The organism is Pseudomonas pisciculturae (genome assembly GCF_015461805.1).
Lineage (GTDB): Bacteria > Pseudomonadota > Gammaproteobacteria > Pseudomonadales > Pseudomonadaceae > Aquipseudomonas > Aquipseudomonas pisciculturae.
Genome location: NZ_JACVZE010000001.1, coordinates 111,878 through 128,890 on the forward strand (window position 1 = coordinate 111,878; position 17,013 = coordinate 128,890).

Below are 17,013 nucleotides of genomic sequence, written 5' to 3' on the forward strand. Positions count from 1 at the left end.
AGCGATACGGAAGACTCGAAGAGAAGGTTACACCGCAGTAGAAGTTGTACTTTGAAATATGTAGTTCCGTGATAGCTCAGTCGGTAGAGCAAATGACTGTTAATCATTGGGTCCCAGGTTCGAGTCCTGGTCACGGAGCCAATTTCAAGCCGGGGTATAGCGCAGTCCGGTAGCGCGCCTGCTTTGGGAGCAGGATGTCGGGAGTTCGAATCCCCCTACCCCGACCATATTTGGGTCGTTAGCTCAGTTGGTAGAGCAGTTGGCTTTTAACCAATTGGTCGTAGGTTCGAATCCCACACGACCCACCATTTTTGAGACCAGTTAACGCTGGAATCGAATCTTAAGATCAGAGGCCAAAAGCGCTGATCGAAGAAGGCGACTGAAAGGTCGCCTTTTTTTTACCGGGGTATAGCGCAGTCCGGTAGCGCGCCTGCTTTGGGAGCAGGATGTCAGGAGTTCGAATCCCCTTACCCCGACCATATTAAAAATCCTCGTATCGAAAGATACGGGGATTTTTTTTGTCTGTGAAAATCTGAAAAGCACCGCAGGACAAATGTGGGAGGGGGCTTGCCCCCGATGGCAGTGTGTCAGTCAACAAATCAGTGACTGATCTACCGCAATCGGGGGCAAGTCGAATCGTCGCACCGCCCCTCCCACATTGACCGAGCCCGACTTGGGCCCCGTTGTTAGTGCAGCTTGAGACGCGGCTCAGTCCCACGCCCAATCTTGCTCCCCAGCATCAACATCGCCGTGCGGAAGAAGCCATACAGCGCCATCTGGTGCATCCGGTACAACGACACATAAAACATCCGCGCCAACCAACCCTCCAGCATCACGCTACCGGTGAGGTTACCCATCAAGTTACCCACAGCAGAAAAACGCGACAGCGAAATCAGCGAGCCATAGTCGGTGTACTTGTAGCTCGGTAGGTCCTTGCCTTCGATACGCAATTTCAGCGACTTGGCCAGCAACGATGCCTGCTGGTGAGCGGCCTGGGCGCGTGGCGGTACGTTGCGGTCGGTGCCCGGTTGCGGGCAGGCGGCACAGTCGCCGAAGGCGAAGATGTTCTCGTCGCGGGTGGTTTGCAGTGTCGGCAACACCTGCAATTGGTTGATACGGTTGGTTTCCAGGCCATCGATTTCCTTGAGGAAGCCCGGTGCACGAATCCCGGCCGCCCAAACCTTGAGGCTGGCGGGAATCACCTGGCCGCTGCTGGTGATCAGCGCATCGGCCGTCACTTCGCTTACAGCCGAGTTGGTCAACACGGTTACGCCGAGTTTCTCCAGGGTTTTATGCACAGGCCCGCCAATACGCTCCGGCAGGGCAGGCAGCACCCGTGGGCCGGCTTCGATCAGGGTGATGTGCATGTTTTCTGGCTTGATGCGATCCAGGCCATAGGCTGCCAGTTCATGGGCGGCGTTGTGCAGTTCAGCAGCCAGTTCGACCCCGGTGGCGCCAGCGCCGACGATAGCTACGCTGATCTGCTCGACAGCGTCAGTCTGCCCGGCATGGGCGCGTAGATAGTGGTTGAGCAATTGCTGGTGGAAGCGCTCGGCCTGTTTGCGGGTATCGAGGAACAGGCAGTGTTGCGCCGCGCCCTCAGTGCCGAAGTCGTTGGTGGTACTGCCAACTGCTATCACCAGGCTGTCATAGCCCAGCACGCGCGCGGGCACCAGTTCGCGGCCTTCTTCGTCGAGAGTGGCGGCCAATTGGATTTTTTTCTGCTCACGGTCAAGCCCACTCATGCGCCCCAGTTGAAACTCGAAGTGGTTCCATTTGGCTTGGGCGACGTAATTGAGCTCATCTTCCGAAGAGTTCAGCGAGCCGGCAGCGACTTCGTGCAGCAGCGGCTTCCAGATATGGGTCAGGTTGGCGTCCACCAGCGTGATGCTGGCGGTACCGCGCTTGCCCAGAGTCTTACCCAGGCGGGTAGCCAACTCCAGGCCGCCGGCGCCGCCGCCGACGATAATAATACGATGGGTCATGGGGATATCTCGCAAGGCTAAAAGAAATCGGAGCAGTTACCCCCGCGAGCGCCAGGCAGCTCATAGCGTCAGGTAACTCAAAAGGCGGCTCAGCAGACCGAGCCCGATCACCACTACCAGCACCACACAGAGGAGCAGCCACGGCCGGAAAGGCTTGCGCTCGACTCTGTTCTGGGAGAGTTGCAGGTACTCTTCGACATGCTGTTGGTCATCGGGGTTCAGGCGGCTGGTCATAAATGGCCTCGTCAGGTAGACGTTGCAAAAGGGCGCCACGTTACAGTCCGGGGGCTCAGAGGCTGATGCCCACGTCGAACACTATGCTGCGGCCCAGGTTGTTGCGCAAGAAATCCGGTGCGTCCGGATGGGCAAACAGCACCCGTGCAAAGGTCGGCCCCACCAACGACAGCGAGCGCCAGCCTTGGCGCAGGTATTCGGTCGGTGGTGGGAAGTGGCTGTTGAGATCGAGCACTTCGCGCTTGAGGCTGGTGAAGGCGATGAGATCGAGCTCCCCCAAGTCCATCCCACGTTCTTTATAGTTGTGGGCCTTTTTGCGCAGTGTGGGTGCCAGGCGCAGCAGGAACTCATGGGCCGGGATGCGCCGGGGCTTGGCTTCGCGTCTTACCAATTGGCTCAGGGAGAATGCGCTGCGGCGACGCAGCAGTTCGTCGCGCCATTCGTCGTTCAGGCGCCGGCCTTCATCCAGTACGAAAAACACTTCGAAACTGGCATCGCGAAACAGCACGTCCGGAGGCTCTTGGCCGGCCGGGTGAAACTCTTCGGCACGGTAGGGCACGTTCAAGCCTTGCAGCAGGCGCTGGCAGACCCAACGCTCACGCTCCCACTTGCGGGCATTGGACAAAAACGCGTTGGCTTGTTCGGCCGCTACGGTGAGCAGGCGCAAGTAATCTGAGTCATCCATAGTTGCAGCTTAGCGTTCAAATGATGACCGCAGGAAGTCCCGCTGCAAAAGGTCGGTGTAGACTGGCGATCCGGCCATTAATCAAGAATGAGATTCGAAAATAAGGAGTGCCGCCGTGATCAGTGCTGCCGTGCTCGCACCGCAAACCCTCAGTGTTGGCTGGCTGTTGTATGCGCCGCTGGTGCTGTGGGCGATCCTGCGTTCGCCGTGGGTCGAGCTATTCGCCGACCGGCGGCGCCAGCATCTGTTGTTCGGCACTGTATTCGCGCTGTTTGTGCTGTGGTTGGTGCGGCGGGATTTCGATACCGGGGTGTCCTATCACTTTATCGGCATGACCGCCGTGACCCTGCTGTTGGACTGGCCTTTGGCAGTCGTCGGGGGCTTTGCCGCACAGATGGGCTTGATGTTGCTCGGGCGCCAGGACCTGGCCGCAGTCGGTATCAACGGCTTGCTGCTGATCGGGCTGCCGGTACTGGTCACCGAAGGCTGCGCGTTGCTGGTGGAGCGTGCCCAGCCGAAAAATCCCTTTGCGTATATCTTCTGCTCCGGCTTTTTTGCCGCCGCGCTGTCGGCGTTGCTCTGCCTGCTGTTCGGGCTGGGGCTACTGTGGTTCGACGGTATTTTTGCCATGCCCGAATGGCTGGAAGATTTCGTCGGCTACCTGTGGCTGATCATCTTCCCTGAAGCTTTTATCAACGGCATGGTGATCAGCGCGCTGGTGGTGTTTAGCCCGGAATGGCTGGAAACCTTCAACCGCACCCGCTACCTCTCGGCACCCTGGAAGGACGACGATTCACAGCGTTGATCCAAATCAAATCCTGGGCGCACCAGCAGGCCCATGCTCTGCAAAATTTTTCAGGAGCACGGATCATGAGTGTGTACGAATGGGCACGGCAGGAGTTGCGCAGAAGCCAGGACGCGGCCCAGGAAATCGGCTTTGACCCAGGCCTGACCCTGCGCGCGATGCTCAGTGCGGTGGTGCAGCAGAGCAAGGGCGTGCGCAGTTTTGAAGACTTGGCCGACGAGCTGCAATACCTTGCAGAAAACCTCGACGACCAGCAGGAATACGCCTTTATGCGCCCCTAGTGGCGCGGTGTCAGGTCTTCGGAAAACAGCTCGTCTTCGGCATCCGGGGCTACCGGAATCTTGTGTTCTTCAGCGGCCCAGGCACCCAGGTCGATGAGTTTGCAGCGGTCCGAGCAGAACGGCCGGTTGAGGTTGGTCGCTTTCCATTCCACGGGTGCGCCGCAGGTTGGGCATTCGACGGTCAAGGGTTGGCTCATGATCGGCCTCCACGCAAAGTAAGGTAAAAGTGGTGCAGTCGCTCGACCTCGCTGTGCAGCCAGGCGAGGTCCTTGTCATTGATCAGCACGTCATCGGCATGTGCCAGGCGGTCTTCACGGCTCGACTGGGCCTTGAGAATCGCCTGCACCTGCTGTTCGCTGATGCCGTCGCGCTGCAGGGTACGCTGAATTTGCAGCGATTGCGGCACGTCGATCACCAGGATGCGCTGGGTCATGCTGGACTGGCCGGACTCGATCAGCAACGGCGATACCAGTATCGCGTAAGGCGAACGGGCCCGTGCCAGGTGGCTGCGAATCTCTTCGCCAATCAACGGGTGCAGCAGCGCTTCGAGCCAGCGGCGCTCTTCGGGCACTTCAAAGATCAAGTTGCGCAACGCGGCGCGGTCTAACTGGCCGTCGGGTTGAAGCACGTCGTCGCCAAAATGTTCGGCGATGCGGGCAAGTGCCGGTCGCCCCGGCTCGACGACCCAACGGGCAGCATGATCGGCGTCCACCAGGTCGATGCCCTGGTCGATAAAGTGTTGGGCCGCCGCGCTTTTACCGCTGCCGATGCCGCCGGTAAGGCCGAGAATCCAGGGTGTTGCAACAGAAGTGGTCATTTGAAACCGACAGACTGCAAATAGAAGTCGGTTATTTGACCACCCCAGAGCAATGCAATCCAGCCGGCAATTGCCAGATACGGCCCAAACGGCATTGGCGCCGACGCCTGGGTCTTGCGCACACGCATCATGATCAACCCAATAAACACCCCTACCAGCGACGACATCAGCAGCGTCATCGGCAGTATCTGCCAGCCGCCCCAGGCCCCGAGCAGCGCCATTAGCTTGAAGTCACCGTAGCCCATGCCGTCCTTGCCGGTGGCCAGCTTGAACAGCCAGAACACACTCCACAGGCTCAGATACCCAATCACCGCGCCCCACAGGGCGTCGGGCAACGGCGTCAGCAGGTCGAAGCCGTTGACGATCAGCCCCAGCCACAACAGCGGCAGCACCAGTACATCGGGCAACAATTGGTGGTCGGCATCAATCAGGCTCATCGCTAGCAACCCCCAACTCAATAGCATCACTGCGCCCGCTTGCCAGCTGAAACCGAAATGCCAGGCCACGAACGCCGAGATCAACCCGCACGCCAGCTCAGTTAACGGGTAGCGGGCGCTGATCGCTCCCTGGCAATGGGCGCAGCGGCCCCGAAGTATCAGGTAGCTGAGCAGTGGGATATTTTCCCACGGGCGAATCGGGTGATTGCAGTGCGGGCAGCAGGAGTTGGGGTGCATCAGGTTGTAGGTCGGCTCGGCGGGGGCTGCGGGTAGGCCAAGCACCTCATGGGCCTGGGCGCGCCACTCCCGTTCGAGCATTTTTGGCAAGCGCCAAACCAGCACGTTGAGAAAGCTGCCGACGATCAGCCCCAGCACCAGTGCCAGCCAAGTAAAGGCCATCGGGTGTTCACTCAACAGCAGGCTCAAAATGCGCTCCCTAACTGAAATACCGGCAGGTACATGGCGATCACCAGTGTGCCGACAATGCTCCCCAGCAGCACCATGATCAGCGGCTCCATCAGGCTGGTGAGGTTGTCGACCTGGTTGTCTACCTGCGCCTCGTAGTGGCTGGCGACTTTTTCCAGCATGTGTTCCAGAGTGCCGGACTCTTCACCAATCGCCGTCATCTGGATCGCCATGCCGGGAAACAGGCCGCTGCTGGCCATGGATTGATTCAGTTGCATGCCGGTGGATACATCGTGACGCATATGCTCGATTGCCTGTTTGAACGGCCCATTGCCCGCTGCGCCCGCGACTGAAGCCAGTGCCTGCACCAACGGAACACCCGCCGCGAAGGTGGTGGACAGTGTGCGGGCGTAGCGGGCCACGGCCGAATTTTTCAGCAGTTTGCCTGCCAGGGGCGCTTTCAACAAACAGGCGTCCAGCCAATGGCGAAAATTGGGTCGCACCCGATAGGCCTGGCGAAATCCTGCAGCCCCTGCGCCGACGCCGAGTACCAGCATCCACCAGGCCTTCTGCATGAACTCGGACAGGGCAATGACCTGCAAGGTGAGCCCCGGCAGTTTGCCGTTCGCACCGGTAAACAGAGTCTGAAATTGCGGTACCACGTGGATCAACAGCACGCCGGTGACAAGGCTGGCGACCACCAGGACGGCGAGCGGGTAGGTCATGGCCTTTTTGATCCTGGCCTTGAGCTGTTCGCTTTTTTCCCGATGGACCGCCACGCGCTCCAGCAATGTTTCAAGGGCCCCAGACTGTTCGCCGGCGGCCACCAGGTTGCAATACAGTTCATCAAAATAGCGCGGCTGTTTGCGCAACGCTTCGGCCAGGTTGGTGCCGCTGGCGACCGCCTGTTTGAGCCCTTGCACCAGCTCACGTACAGGGCGGTTGTCGAAACCTTCGCTGATGATGTCGAACGCTTGCAGCAGCGCAACCCCGGCCCGAAGCAAGGTGGCCAGTTGGCGCGTGAACAGGGTGATATCCGACGCTTTGATCGGCGAGGTCAACCTCGGCAGCGTTGGCAGCTGCCTATGCACACGCTTTGGGCTGATACCCTGCTGGCGCAGTTGTGCCTTGATCAATGCAGGGTTGTGGCCCCGGGCTTGCCCGAATACGCGGCGGCCTTTGCGGTTGATGCCTTCCCAGGCGTAAATCATTGAAGCGTTGTCCATGTCACGGTTCCGCGCAGAGGTCGTTGAAGATTTATAGCTTAGTCAGATGAAAGATTCGGGCCGGCCGGTGGCCAACGATAAAATGTCAGAATGTGCGACATGCAGGCGCTCGTTCGCGTGCGGATGAGTACACTGGCGCCGCTGCACAACACGGGGCGCAGGACGTGCCTTGTCATGAGTTCTATCCTGGAGAGTGAATGTGATACGTCAAAAAGGTTTTACCCTGATCGAGCTGTTGATCGTCGTGGCAATCATCGGCATCTTGGCCACCATCGGCCTGCCCATGTACACCACGCACCAGGCGAAGGCCAAGTTCACTGCCGGCTTGGCAGAAATCACGGCGTTGAAGGCCGGTTATGAGTCCACCATCAACCAGGGCACAGTACCCACCCTGGCGTTGATCGGCGCCACTGGCGACACCACATCCAATTGCAAGATCGGCGTGACAGGCGATGTGGCCACCGGCGCGGGTACCCTCAGTTGCGAAATACTCGACGCTCCCGCGCCAGTGTTAAGCAAGGTCATCACCCTGACACGCAGCGCCACCACCGGTTGGAAATGCACGACAACCGCTGAAGAAAAATACGTCGCCAAGGGCTGCGGCACCGACGGGGCATAAGGGCTAAACCATCCACGTTAGAGGCGGCCGATGTCGTTATCCGTACAGCAGCGCGGCAGTCTTTTCCTGATAGTGACGGTATGCCTGCTGATTGTTGGGGTGTGTGCGCCGTTCAGCGGGCACGACCTGCAGCGCGTGATGCAGACTGCGATCGGGCTTTGCGCGGTGCTGTACGGGCTGTCGGTCACCCCCGGTGAGCGCTTGGTCGACCGGCCCACCGCGCTGGGCCTGGCTTTGATCATTGCGCTGGGGCTGGTGTCATCGGCTCGGGCGCACCAGCCGCTCTGGGCGTTCACCGAAGTCGCGTTGTTTATCGGCTGTGGGGCGATCACGGTGGCGTTTGCCTTGCTTCGGCGTCACGGCGGCGAGCCTTTGGACCGGGCCCTGATGCTCACTGTGGTGTTGCTCTGCCTGATCAAGTCGATCCAATACCTGTACGCAGGAGCGCTGGCATTCACCAGTGGCGAGCGAACCCTGGATACGGACCTGCTGCTGTCCAGCTTTTCCAACAAGCGTTTCTACGGCCAGTTCCAGACATTTACCCTGCCTCTTTTGGCGCTCCCTTTACTGATGCCGACTGTCTCGCGAACCTTGCGCGGTGCGGTGTTCGCATTGCTGTGCGCCTGGTGGTTGATCGCCGTCAGCGGCGGCACGCGCGGTACCTGGCTTGGCATGGGGGTGGCGTGCGCGGTGCTGGCACTGCTTGGGCCTTGGGGGCGTCGCTGGCTGGGTTGGCAACTGGCGGCCGTGTTTGGCGGGATCGTGCTGTATTGGCTGATATTCACGGTACTGGCGGGCTACCTCGGCATCGCGATTTCTGCGGACGCCAGTGATCGGCTGACCACCACCCTGTCGGGTCGTGGCCCGATCTGGTGGCAAGGCTGGCAGATGCTCGTCGAGCGGCCCTGGTTGGGCTTTGGGCCGATGCATTTTGCCGATATTGCCAACAGGGTCGCCGCCCATCCTCATCAGGCAGTCCTGCAATGGGCCGGTGAATGGGGTGTGCCATCGGCGGTGTGTGTCGCACTTTTAGCCTGGCGAGGCGGTTGGGCCACCTTGTGTGTGATACGCGCGCGAAGGCTGTCCACCGAGCGAGCGGACCTGCTGCGGTTGTGCCTGTTCGCCGCTTTGATCGGCGCGCTGGTGCAGTCGATGGTCGACGGCGTAATCGTGATGCCCAACTCCCAAGTATGGCTGGCGCTGGTGGTGGGCTGGCTGATGGCGCTGCATGTGTGGCAGGCTCCGGCGAAGCCTGTACGGCCTTTGCTCTGGACGCTGTGGAAAACATCGAGTGTGTTAGCCGTTGGTCTGTTGATAGTTATTGCCGTGCGCGACGTGCCACACATCAAGCAAGCCCAGCAGCAGTACCTCGACACCCATGACAACTTGCTGCAACCGCGCTTCTGGGCTCAGGGCGTGATCGCCCGCTGAAGGCCACAAGTTGCCGGACGCCCAATGCGGTGCTAGCTTTAGCCCACCGCCCGTGTAGCTCAGTTGGTAGAGCAGCGCACTCGTAACGCGAAGGTCGCAGGTTCGATTCCTGTCTCGGGCAAAAAGGCAACACCGTTCCAAAGGCAATGTTTTCAGATGATCCCAAGAATGGTTCTGAAGGCCAGACGAGCCGGCATCCAAGCCTGTTCTTTTGTATCTGCGCAACCTTGATGTCCCAGATGCATCCCCATTCCTCGATCCAAAGAGAACAACATGACCACGACTGAAATGACCCAGGAAGTTCGGCATCAAATAGCCCTCGAGAAATACCTTGAGGAATCGCCGCAGCTTAAAGAAGAGATCAAGGATCTAAGCGCCGATGATCAGCGCGACCAGATCCAGTGGGCATTCGAGGACGAGGCTGAAAGCCAGGGCCTTCAGCCTTGGGAACTGACCCTTAAGTACACCTCGACACCGGAAGAATTCGAATCAGCACGGTTGGTTTTGCACAAAGAGGCGGCCGAAGTGCTGGGCGTCGAATGGGACGAGTATTGCGAGATGAATAACCTCGTCGTCTAACCACTGCGACGGGCTTACTGTGGTGAGTGGGGCAAGCCCGCTCACCACAACACCATCACCTGCGTTTTAGATGCTCAGGCGCATGGACAAATCCACCGCCTTTACATCCTTGGTCATCGCGCCGATGGAGATGTAATCCACGCCGGTTTCAGCGATGGGTAGCAGGGTGCTTTCGTTGATCCCGCCGCTGGCTTCCAGCTTGGCCTTGCCGCCGTTCAGGCGCACGGCTTCACGCATGTCTTCCAGGCTCAATTCGTCGAGCATGATGATATCGGCGCCCGCTTCTAGCGCTTCGCGCAGTTCATCCAGGCTTTCCACTTCGATTTCCACCGGCTTGCCGGGGGCGATTTTGTGGGCGGCCGTAATGGCCTGGGCGATGCCACCGCAGGCGGCGATATGGTTTTCCTTGATCAGGAACGCGTCATACAAACCGATGCGATGGTTGTGGCAACCGCCGCAGGTCACCGCGTATTTTTGCGCCAGGCGCAGGCCGGGCAGGGTCTTGCGGGTGTCCAGCAACTTGACCTGAGTGCTCGCGACAAAATCCGCCAGGAACTGCGCGCGTGTGGCAACGCCAGACAGCATCTGCAGAAAATTCAACGCACTGCGTTCGCCGCTGAGCAGCGACCGCGCGGGGCCTTCGAGGCGAAACAGCACCTGATTGGGGCTGACACGTTCACCGTCGGCCACCTGCCAATGCACGGCAACCCGTGGGTCCAGTTGGCGGAACACCGCGTCCACCCAGGCCGTACCGCTGATAACGGCCGCATCGCGGGTGATGATCGTGGCCGTGGCTAGCCGTTCGGCCGGGATCAACTGCGCGGTGATGTCGCCGCTGCCGATGTCTTCCAGCAGTGCGCGGCGCACGTTGGCTTCGATTTCGGCGGTGAGGTCGGCAAGACGGAGGTTCGGCATAACAGGCTCCATAAACAAGGTGCTCCGATTATAGGGGCTGCGTGCGTTTGAACCCAGTGACCTACTCATTTACGAGCACATGACAGAGTGTGCTGGCGCAAACACCCCTGTTTGCAAGATAATCTCGCGCCTTGCAATTGACGTCATAGCTTTGACGTACGCCCATTACCGCCGTTTCAGGAGGCCAGGATGCACAATGACGGAAAGGTGGTGCCAATCAATAAGGCGCATGTCACGCCTTCGCCGCTGGCCCGACTGCCGGTGGTATTGCTGCAAGTACGCGATAAGGCCGCGCAACAGTTGCAGCAAGGTCTGCAGGAACTGTTTGATAACGCTGATGACACCCTGTTCGAGATGGCCGACAAGGCCCGCAATAACCTCGACCACCATATTTTCTTTGAAGCCATGCGTGACCTGCGCCTCAAGCGCAAGAATTTCGAGCGCGTGTTCATGGAGCGGCTTTTCGAAGCCTTTGCCTGCCTGGGCCAGGCCGGGCGCGGCGAGCGCCTATTGGTGCCCGTGGTGTCCTATGAAGCGCAACCGGGCACGTCCAGGGACGACCTGGAAAAAGCCCTGGCCCTTGAGGCCATGCTGGTTCGGGTGCGTCACCGCGACGGCCTGGCTCTGGGGCAGCTCACTTCGCGTTTGAGCGCCCTGCTGGGCAACCGCCTCCACGACGGCGAAAACCCCTTGGGCCCGGCGCTGCTGTGCGAGTTCTTCTTGCGGGCAGGACGCAGCCTGGGGGTAGAAATCCGCGTCAAGTTGATCATGCTCAAGCTTTTTGAAAAATACGTGCTCAGCGATGCCGATCAACTGTACAGCGAAGCCAATCAATTACTGGTGGCGACCGGCGTGCTTGCGGAACTCAAGGCGGTGCCGCCGCGCCGTCCTGGTGGGCGTGCTGCCCGCGACCCTCAGCGCGAAGACCCATTGCCGGCGGCAGACCCGCCGGTCGATGAGAGCGGCCAGCAAGCATTCGTCGCATTGCAGGCTTTGCTCACCACTGTGCGCGGAAGCATCGCGCCGACCCTTGAGGCCAGCGCAGAACCCCTGCCCATTACTACGCGAGACTTGCTGCGCCTGCTCTCTCACTTGCAGCAATACGTGCCCGAGCCTAACGCCGAAGACGACTTTGACCTGCGCAACCAGCTTGGGCAGTTGCTCACCCGCGTCAGCGTCAAGAGCGGCAAGTCGCGGGTCGTGGAGGCGGCAGACGAAGACGTGATCAATTTGGTCGCGATGCTGTTCGAATTTATCCTCAGCGACCGCGCCATTCCGAACGCCTTCCAGGCGTTGATTGGCCGCCTGCAGATCCCGATGCTGAAGGTGGCAGTGCTGGACAAAAGTTTTTTCAGTCGCCCCAACCACCCGGCGCGATGCCTGCTCAATGAAGTCGCGGCCGCCGTCATGGGCTGGAGCCTGCGCGATGATTATCAGCGCGACAACCTGTACCTGCGCATCGAGCAGGTGGTGCAGCGCTTGCTCAATGAGTTTGGCGAAGACCCGGCGATTTTTCCCCTGTTATTGGCAGAGCTGCGCACGTTTACCGCCGATGAGCGGCGGCGCAGTGAACTGCTGGAGCAACACACTCGCGATTCCGAGGAGGCACGCCTGCGTACAGAAGCGGTGCGCCAACGGGTGGCCGAGGTACTGAATCGACGTTTGTTGGGTAAGGTGCTGCCGCGCTCGGTGGTGTTGTTTGTGCAACAAGCCTGGAGCCAGGTGCTGTTGCTCGCCAACCTCAAGCACGGTGAGCAGTCGGTGCAATGGCAGGCGGGGCTGCGCACCCTGGACGAATTGGTCTGGAGCGTCAGCCTGCAAGACGACGCCGAATCGGGGCAGCATTTGTTGGAGCACGTGCCGGGTCTACTCAAGGCCCTGCGCGATGGTTTGACCAGTGCCGCGTTCGACCCTTTCAGTACCCGTGAATTTTTTGTGCGCTTGCAGGCCCTGCATATCCATGCACCCGAGGACGTCGATGAGTTGATTCACGTGCGTGAGCCTTTTGTGCTCAGCGCCGTATCGAACGAACACGTCGAATGCCTGCCGCACAATGACCCTGATCTGCTCAAGGCCCACCAGTTGCGGGTGGGTGGCTGGGTTGCGTTTGAAGAGGGCGAAGTCAATGCCCAGCGTTGCAAGCTCACCGCAATCATGGGGCCTGCCCACACCTATATATTTGTCAGCCACACGGGGCTCAAAGTGCTGGAGCAAAGCGTCGGCCAGTTGGCGTTGGCGTTCAAGCGCGGCGCGCTGCACACCCTCGACGACGGGCCATTGTTCGAGCGGGCGCTGGTGGCGGTGGTGAGCAGGCTGCGACAACTCAATCGCGGCAAGTGATCGCAACCACGGGGTCGAACGCGGCATACTGGTCACATTCTGTCTCGCTCAAGGAACCTGTATGCAGTTGGACCCCGCCAGCGGTTGGTGTGAGGGCATCCGTCATTGCCCGTCGCCCAACTTCAACGAGCGCCCCACAGGCGAAATCTCACTGTTGGTGGTGCACAACATCAGCCTGCCACCGGCGCAGTTCGCCACTGGTAAGGTGCAGGAGTTCTTCCAGAATCGCCTGGATGTCACGGAACATCCCTACTTTGAAGGGATCGCCGACCTACGAGTGTCCGCGCATTTTCTGATAGAGCGCGATGGCGCGGTGACGCAGTTTGTGTCGTGTACCGATCGAGCCTGGCATGCCGGGGTCTCGCGCTTCGAGGGGCGTGAGACCTGTAATGACTTTTCCTTGGGGATCGAGTTGGAAGGTACTGATGATCTGCCATTCACCGATGCTCAATACACGTCACTGATCGACCTGGCCCGCCAGTTGCTCGCGGCCTACCCGCGCATCACGGTCCAACGGATTTGTGGCCACAGCGATATCGCGCCGGGACGCAAGACCGATCCCGGCCCGGCTTTTGATTGGATGCGCTTTCGCAGCGCCCTGCAGGATGGAGGACATGCACGATGAGTTTCCTGGTGTTGGTGCTGGCGGTGTGGATCGAAAAATTCTCGGCCCTGCGCCAGCGGTTGCAACGTGACAGCGGGTGGCTGCGTGAGTTGGCCAAGCTGGAATCGAGCCCGCGTTTGGGCAAGCGGCCTTGGTTGGTCCTGACGCTGCTGGTGTTGTTGCCGGTGGCGTTGTTGGCACTGTTGCTGTTGGTGCTGGAGCCGGTGGCCTATGGCTTGCTGGCCCTGCCAGTGCACCTGCTGGTGGTGATTTATAGCCTGGGCCGTGGTGATCTCTTGGCCGGCCTTGGCCCCTTTCGCGATGCCTGGCGGCGTGGTGACTTGCAAGCCGCCGAGCACGTGGCCGAACGTGACCTGAACCTCGGTGCCGACAGCGGTGAGCAACTGCTTGAGCGCGTCCAGGGCCATCTGCTGTGGCAGGCCTACCAAAGCTTTTTCGCGGTGATCTTCTGGTACTTCCTGCTGGGCCCTGTCGCTGCACTGGCTTATCGCTTGCTGGCACTGGCCAGTGAGCATAGCCAGAACCCACTGGTGGCCGAACGCGCCGCGCAACTGCGCCACGCATTTGACTGGTTGCCCGTGCGTTTGCTGGCAGCGAGCTTTGCCCTGGTGGGCAACTTCGTTGCGGTCAGCCGCGTGATGCTCCACGAACTGCTGAGCTGGGACATCAGCGCTGCCCAATTGGTGGAGAAAGTCGGCCTGGTCGCCGCCGAAATCCCACCGCCGGTGGTGGGTGCCGACGGCATCACCAGCCTGGATCGCCTGTGGGAACTGCTGCTGCGCGCCGCGGTGCTGTGGTATGCCGGGTTTGCGATCTGGACCGTGCTGCCCTAAAACAGTGGGAGGGGGCTTGCCCCCGATAGCGGTGGTATCTACACAACTATCGACGCTGACTAAACCCGAAGCTCTGGCTCTGGCTCTGGCTCTGGCTCTGGCTCTGGCTCTGGCTCTGGCTCTGGCTTTTGATTTGGTTTTTGATCTTGATCTGAGGCGCCCCGTTAACCACGCTGGCCGAACGCAGGCTTGAATCCGTGGGTAACCCGGCAGGACGCCGGGTTAGCCGTCCTGGGCCAAGGATGGCCCATGACGGCGGCCCACGGATTCAAGCCGGAGTGAGGGCACACCGAGCCTAGGCGAGGTGCCGAGTGGTGGGGCAAGAGCCCTTTGGTTACTTTGGGGCTCTTTTCCAAAGTGACCCGCCGTAAGGGCGGAACCAATAGCAACCCTCACCAAAATAACGGATATGTACTCCGACAAAAAAACCTCTAGCGCCTGACACATAGCTATCGCAGGCAAGCCAGCTCCCACAGTCGATTCGGTTTCAACCCATCAACCTTACTCGCCTGCCGGGCCGTCACGGGAGCAAGCTCTCTCGCCACAGGTGCAGTGTTCGCCTTAACTGACTGGCAATAGGGCAAACCCTCTCCCACAGCTTTTTGCAGCATGCCCACTGTCGTTAACCTTAAGTTACAAAACTCCCTTCCAAATTGAGCTATACAGATGCTGGCTAACTGCCGCCCTGCGCTTCAATAAAAATAAAAGAAAGGGAGTTCACCTGTGAAGAGCTTGCTCTATCCCGCCGTCGCGCTGATGAATCGCCTGAGTTTCGGCATGAAATTCAGCCTGATCAGCGTGCTGTTCCTGCTGCCGATGCTGGCGACCAACTTTTACCTGGTGCGTGATTCCTGGCGCGAGTTCCAGGGCACTCGCATTGAATTGCAAAGCCTCGATCTACTCGGCAGTAGCCTGGCCCTGCGCCGTGACCTTGAAACCCTCAATAATCTGGTACAGATCAACGCCACCCTCGGCCAGTCCGGCAAGGCGGGTGACCTTGAGGGCAAGATCCGCGCGCTGGAGCAAGGCGTGTTGGACCGCCTGCAAGGCCTCAACGCCATGACCACCGACCCCGAGCAAATCGCGGCGTTTGAGGGCAAGCGCGATGAGTTGATCGGCGCCTTCAAAGCCCAGCAACAGGAAACCTCGCTGCTGAGTAAAAGTGCGCTGATCGGCAAACTGCTCAACAAGGCACAGATGCTCAGCCAGATCATCGCCAGTCAATCCGGCCTGAGCCGCGACCCCCAAAGTGATCTGCGCCAACTCAGCGAACTGATCACCAGCGTCACCCCGCAAGTCACCCAGACCCTGGGCGAAGGCCGGGCGATGGGCGCGTATTCCCTGGGCCAAGGCTTTCTGAACTCAGCCTCCAGTACCCGTTTTGATGAATTGCTGCAGCAGTTGGAAAAGCTCCAGGCGGAATATGGGTTGAAGTTGCAGGACGCCCTGGGCTCCAGCAAACCGGCGCACACCGCGCTCGACAGCCTTGCCGCGAGCAGCAACGCCAGCCTCAAGCAAGGCAGCGAGTTGTTTGAAGAGCAGGTGGTGATGGCCGAAACCTTGGATGCCCCTTGGCAAGGTTTCTACGACAACGTCAGCCAATTAATGGCCCAAACCTACCAACTCAATGAAGCCACCCTGACCTTTATCGGGCAGCAGTTAGAGCAGCGCCTGGCGCAGAACCGCACGCATATGGTGGTGTTGGTGTCGGCGCTGACGGCGGTGTTCTTGTTGATCTTTTATCTCTACGCCGGTTTCTACGCCTCCACCCGCACCACGCTTCGACGCCTGGCACTGATGATGGACAACGTCGCGGCCGGCGACATGACCGTCACGTTTGTAGCCCATAGCCGCGATGAACTGGGCGACCTGGGCCAGGTGTTCAATGGCACGGTGGCCAAGATCCATGACCTGATCGAGCGCGTCGGGCACACCGTCAGCCAGGTCGAGTTGCAGGCAGGCCAGGTGCAAACGGTGTCGGCTCAGAGCAATCAGGCGGTATCCGGCCAGCGCTCTCAGATCGAACAAGTGGCGACGGCCATGAACCAGATGTCATCCACCGCCCAGGAAGTGGCGCGCAGTGCGGCGGCGGCAGTCAGCAGTGCCCACAGCGTCAACGACGAAACCGTCAGCGGCCGTGGCCTGGTGCAATCCCAGCAAGGCAGTATTGCGCGGCTGGCGTCGGAGATTGACCTTTCGGTGCAAGTGATCAATCAGTTGGCCACCGACAGCCAGTCCATCAGCAGCGTCTTGGAAGTGATCAAAAGCATCGCCGAACAAACCAACCTGCTGGCGCTTAATGCCGCCATCGAGGCTGCACGGGCCGGCGAGCAAGGCCGAGGTTTTGCCGTCGTGGCCGATGAGGTGCGTACCTTGGCCCGGCGCACCCAGCGTTCTACCGAGGAAATCGAGCAGATGATCGGCCGACTGCACAGCGGTGTGGGGGCTGCGGTGAAAGCCATGGGCACCAGTCATGAAATGGCCAATGGCACGGTGGGGCAGTCGGAAAAGGTCCAGCAGGCGTTGGAAAATATCCTCGGTGCTGTGGGCATGATCGTCGATCAAAACCAGCAGATTGCCGCTGCCGTGGAGCAGCAGACCGCCGTCGCCCACGACATCGACCAGAACATCGTCGAAATCAATCGTGCCGGCGAGCACGCTGCCGAGGGTGCCCATCAGACCGAGGCAGCGAGTCGGCAGTTGTCGATGCAGGTGGTCGAGTTGAAACAACTGATCGGTGCATTTCGCGTGTAGGAAGCGAGGGTAGGATTAAGTTCTGATGGAAGTAGCACTTGT

At 59.9% G+C, this 17,013-nt stretch carries 17 protein-coding genes and 5 tRNA genes; 14 read left to right on the forward strand and 8 right to left on the reverse strand.

The window, feature by feature from the left end; all coding sequences use genetic code 11:
* The first annotated feature begins 65 nt into the window (after nucleotides 1-65).
* The 4 genes from ICY20_RS00560 (at nucleotide 66) to ICY20_RS00575 (ending at nucleotide 479) form a co-directional block, all read left to right on the forward strand.
* A tRNA-Asn gene (locus ICY20_RS00560) sits at nucleotides 66-141 on the forward strand.
* Between the two features lie 9 nt (nucleotides 142-150).
* Nucleotides 151-227, forward strand: a tRNA-Pro gene (locus tag ICY20_RS00565).
* Between the two features lie 5 nt (nucleotides 228-232).
* Nucleotides 233-308 (forward strand) — tRNA-Lys (locus tag ICY20_RS00570).
* Nucleotides 309-402: 94 nt separating this feature from the next.
* Nucleotides 403-479: transfer RNA gene (locus ICY20_RS00575), tRNA-Pro, on the forward strand.
* Between the two features lie 207 nt (nucleotides 480-686).
* On the opposite strand, the gene ICY20_RS00580 is transcribed toward ICY20_RS00575, so the two are convergent.
* The 3 genes from ICY20_RS00580 to ICY20_RS00590 are packed head-to-tail and all read right to left on the reverse strand — an operon-like array spanning nucleotide 687 to nucleotide 2,904.
* Nucleotides 687-1,985: an NAD(P)/FAD-dependent oxidoreductase gene (locus ICY20_RS00580; protein WP_159958978.1), complete on the reverse strand. Its 1,299-nt coding sequence runs from the start codon at nucleotides 1,983-1,985 to the stop codon at nucleotides 687-689.
* Nucleotides 1,986-2,045: 60 nt separating this feature from the next.
* On the reverse strand, nucleotides 2,046-2,219 hold the full coding sequence (locus ICY20_RS00585; RefSeq protein ID WP_122489560.1) for a DUF3094 family protein: 174 nt from the start codon (nucleotides 2,217-2,219) through the stop codon (nucleotides 2,046-2,048).
* A gap of 55 nt (nucleotides 2,220-2,274) precedes the next feature.
* Nucleotides 2,275-2,904 carry a DUF1780 domain-containing protein gene (locus ICY20_RS00590; RefSeq protein ID WP_053254334.1) on the reverse strand — a complete coding sequence of 210 codons (630 nt, stop codon included), beginning with the start codon at nucleotides 2,902-2,904 and terminating at the stop codon, nucleotides 2,275-2,277.
* A gap of 115 nt (nucleotides 2,905-3,019) precedes the next feature.
* Here ICY20_RS00590 and ICY20_RS00595 point away from each other — a divergent pair, with 115 nt between their 5' ends.
* Both ICY20_RS00595 and ICY20_RS00600 read left to right on the forward strand, forming a co-directional pair.
* Nucleotides 3,020-3,709, forward strand: coding sequence for an energy-coupling factor ABC transporter permease (locus ICY20_RS00595; protein WP_159958980.1), 690 nt, complete (start codon nucleotides 3,020-3,022; stop codon nucleotides 3,707-3,709).
* Between the two features lie 65 nt (nucleotides 3,710-3,774).
* Nucleotides 3,775-3,990 (forward strand): hypothetical protein, encoded by a 216-nt coding sequence (locus ICY20_RS00600; protein ID WP_003171680.1) that lies wholly within the window; start codon nucleotides 3,775-3,777, stop codon nucleotides 3,988-3,990.
* Here ICY20_RS00600 and yacG read toward each other — a convergent pair.
* Genes yacG through ICY20_RS00620 form a run of 4 tightly spaced genes read right to left on the reverse strand, consistent with a single transcriptional unit; the run spans nucleotide 3,987 to nucleotide 6,875 of the window.
* Nucleotides 3,987-4,187 carry a DNA gyrase inhibitor YacG gene (gene yacG, locus ICY20_RS00605; protein WP_159958982.1) on the reverse strand — a complete coding sequence of 67 codons (201 nt, stop codon included), beginning with the start codon at nucleotides 4,185-4,187 and terminating at the stop codon, nucleotides 3,987-3,989. The genes ICY20_RS00600 and yacG overlap by 4 nt on opposite strands.
* Nucleotides 4,184-4,807 carry a dephospho-CoA kinase gene (coaE, locus tag ICY20_RS00610; RefSeq protein ID WP_159958985.1) on the reverse strand — a complete coding sequence of 208 codons (624 nt, stop codon included), beginning with the start codon at nucleotides 4,805-4,807 and terminating at the stop codon, nucleotides 4,184-4,186. Before coaE ends, yacG begins: the two co-directional genes overlap by 4 nt.
* A complete protein-coding gene (locus ICY20_RS00615) occupies nucleotides 4,804-5,670 on the reverse strand; it encodes a prepilin peptidase (protein ID WP_159958987.1) in 867 nt (288 codons plus the stop codon). Before ICY20_RS00615 ends, coaE begins: the two co-directional genes overlap by 4 nt.
* A complete protein-coding gene (locus ICY20_RS00620) occupies nucleotides 5,667-6,875 on the reverse strand; it encodes a type II secretion system F family protein (RefSeq protein WP_159958989.1) in 1,209 nt (402 codons plus the stop codon). The genes ICY20_RS00615 and ICY20_RS00620 overlap by 4 nt, the downstream gene beginning before the upstream one ends.
* Nucleotides 6,876-7,077: 202 nt before the next feature.
* On the opposite strand from ICY20_RS00620, the gene ICY20_RS00625 reads away from it, so the two are divergent.
* From ICY20_RS00625 to ICY20_RS00640, 4 genes are all read left to right on the forward strand, one after another.
* Nucleotides 7,078-7,494 (forward strand): pilin, encoded by a 417-nt coding sequence (locus ICY20_RS00625; protein ID WP_159959026.1) that lies wholly within the window; start codon nucleotides 7,078-7,080, stop codon nucleotides 7,492-7,494.
* 30 nt (nucleotides 7,495-7,524) lie between these two features.
* A complete protein-coding gene (locus ICY20_RS00630; RefSeq protein WP_194936730.1) occupies nucleotides 7,525-8,925 on the forward strand; it encodes an O-antigen ligase family protein in 1,401 nt (466 codons plus the stop codon).
* A gap of 48 nt (nucleotides 8,926-8,973) precedes the next feature.
* Nucleotides 8,974-9,046, forward strand: a tRNA-Thr gene (locus ICY20_RS00635).
* 152 nt (nucleotides 9,047-9,198) lie between these two features.
* The gene (locus ICY20_RS00640; protein WP_159958993.1) at nucleotides 9,199-9,504 is read left to right on the forward strand and encodes a DUF6388 family protein; all 306 of its coding nucleotides are present in this window, start codon (nucleotides 9,199-9,201) and stop codon (nucleotides 9,502-9,504) included.
* Nucleotides 9,505-9,570: 66 nt separating this feature from the next.
* Here the strand turns inward: ICY20_RS00640 and nadC are convergent, their stop codons facing one another.
* Nucleotides 9,571-10,419, reverse strand: a complete 849-nt coding sequence (nadC, locus tag ICY20_RS00645; RefSeq protein WP_159958995.1) for a carboxylating nicotinate-nucleotide diphosphorylase — start codon at nucleotides 10,417-10,419, stop codon at nucleotides 9,571-9,573.
* Between the two features lie 189 nt (nucleotides 10,420-10,608).
* Between nadC and ICY20_RS00650 the strand changes: the two genes are divergently transcribed.
* The 4 genes from ICY20_RS00650 to ICY20_RS28340 all read left to right on the forward strand — a co-directional run bounded on the left by ICY20_RS00650 (nucleotide 10,609) and on the right by ICY20_RS28340 (nucleotide 16,971).
* The gene (locus tag ICY20_RS00650; protein WP_194936731.1) at nucleotides 10,609-12,759 is read left to right on the forward strand and encodes a DUF1631 domain-containing protein; all 2,151 of its coding nucleotides are present in this window, start codon (nucleotides 10,609-10,611) and stop codon (nucleotides 12,757-12,759) included.
* A 61-nt stretch (nucleotides 12,760-12,820) separates the two neighbouring features.
* Complete coding sequence (gene ampD, locus ICY20_RS00655; protein WP_194936732.1) at nucleotides 12,821-13,384, forward strand: 1,6-anhydro-N-acetylmuramyl-L-alanine amidase AmpD; 564 nt, start codon at nucleotides 12,821-12,823, stop codon at nucleotides 13,382-13,384.
* On the forward strand, nucleotides 13,381-14,217 hold the full coding sequence (gene ampE, locus ICY20_RS00660) for a regulatory signaling modulator protein AmpE (RefSeq protein ID WP_159959001.1): 837 nt from the start codon (nucleotides 13,381-13,383) through the stop codon (nucleotides 14,215-14,217). The genes ampD and ampE overlap by 4 nt, the downstream gene beginning before the upstream one ends.
* A 2,049-nt stretch (nucleotides 14,218-16,266) precedes the next feature.
* Nucleotides 16,267-16,971, forward strand: a complete 705-nt coding sequence (locus ICY20_RS28340) for a methyl-accepting chemotaxis protein (protein WP_407692611.1) — start codon at nucleotides 16,267-16,269, stop codon at nucleotides 16,969-16,971.
* Nucleotides 16,972-17,013 lie beyond the last annotated feature (42 nt).

Excerpts from the sequence above, each read along its gene's own strand:
- ICY20_RS00580 (WP_159958978.1), bottom strand. The coding sequence starts at position 1,985 with ATGACCCATCGTATTATTATCGTCGGCGGCGGCGCCGGCGGCCTGGAG.
- ICY20_RS28340 (WP_407692611.1), top strand. The coding sequence starts at position 16,267 with ATGTCATCCACCGCCCAGGAAGTGGCGCGCAGTGCGGCGGCGGCAGTC.
- ampD (WP_194936732.1), top strand. The coding sequence starts at position 12,821 with ATGCAGTTGGACCCCGCCAGCGGTTGGTGTGAGGGCATCCGTCATTGC.
- ICY20_RS00650 (WP_194936731.1), top strand. The coding sequence starts at position 10,609 with ATGCACAATGACGGAAAGGTGGTGCCAATCAATAAGGCGCATGTCACG.
- ICY20_RS00630 (WP_194936730.1), top strand. The coding sequence starts at position 7,525 with ATGTCGTTATCCGTACAGCAGCGCGGCAGTCTTTTCCTGATAGTGACG.
- ICY20_RS00640 (WP_159958993.1), top strand. The coding sequence starts at position 9,199 with ATGACCACGACTGAAATGACCCAGGAAGTTCGGCATCAAATAGCCCTC.
- yacG (WP_159958982.1), bottom strand. The coding sequence starts at position 4,187 with ATGAGCCAACCCTTGACCGTCGAATGCCCAACCTGCGGCGCACCCGTG.
- ICY20_RS00590 (WP_053254334.1), bottom strand. The coding sequence starts at position 2,904 with ATGGATGACTCAGATTACTTGCGCCTGCTCACCGTAGCGGCCGAACAA.
- coaE (WP_159958985.1), bottom strand. The coding sequence starts at position 4,807 with ATGACCACTTCTGTTGCAACACCCTGGATTCTCGGCCTTACCGGCGGC.
- nadC (WP_159958995.1), bottom strand. The coding sequence starts at position 10,419 with ATGCCGAACCTCCGTCTTGCCGACCTCACCGCCGAAATCGAAGCCAAC.
- ICY20_RS00600 (WP_003171680.1), top strand. The coding sequence starts at position 3,775 with ATGAGTGTGTACGAATGGGCACGGCAGGAGTTGCGCAGAAGCCAGGAC.
- ampE (WP_159959001.1), top strand. The coding sequence starts at position 13,381 with ATGAGTTTCCTGGTGTTGGTGCTGGCGGTGTGGATCGAAAAATTCTCG.
- ICY20_RS00585 (WP_122489560.1), bottom strand. The coding sequence starts at position 2,219 with ATGACCAGCCGCCTGAACCCCGATGACCAACAGCATGTCGAAGAGTAC.
- ICY20_RS00620 (WP_159958989.1), bottom strand. The coding sequence starts at position 6,875 with ATGGACAACGCTTCAATGATTTACGCCTGGGAAGGCATCAACCGCAAA.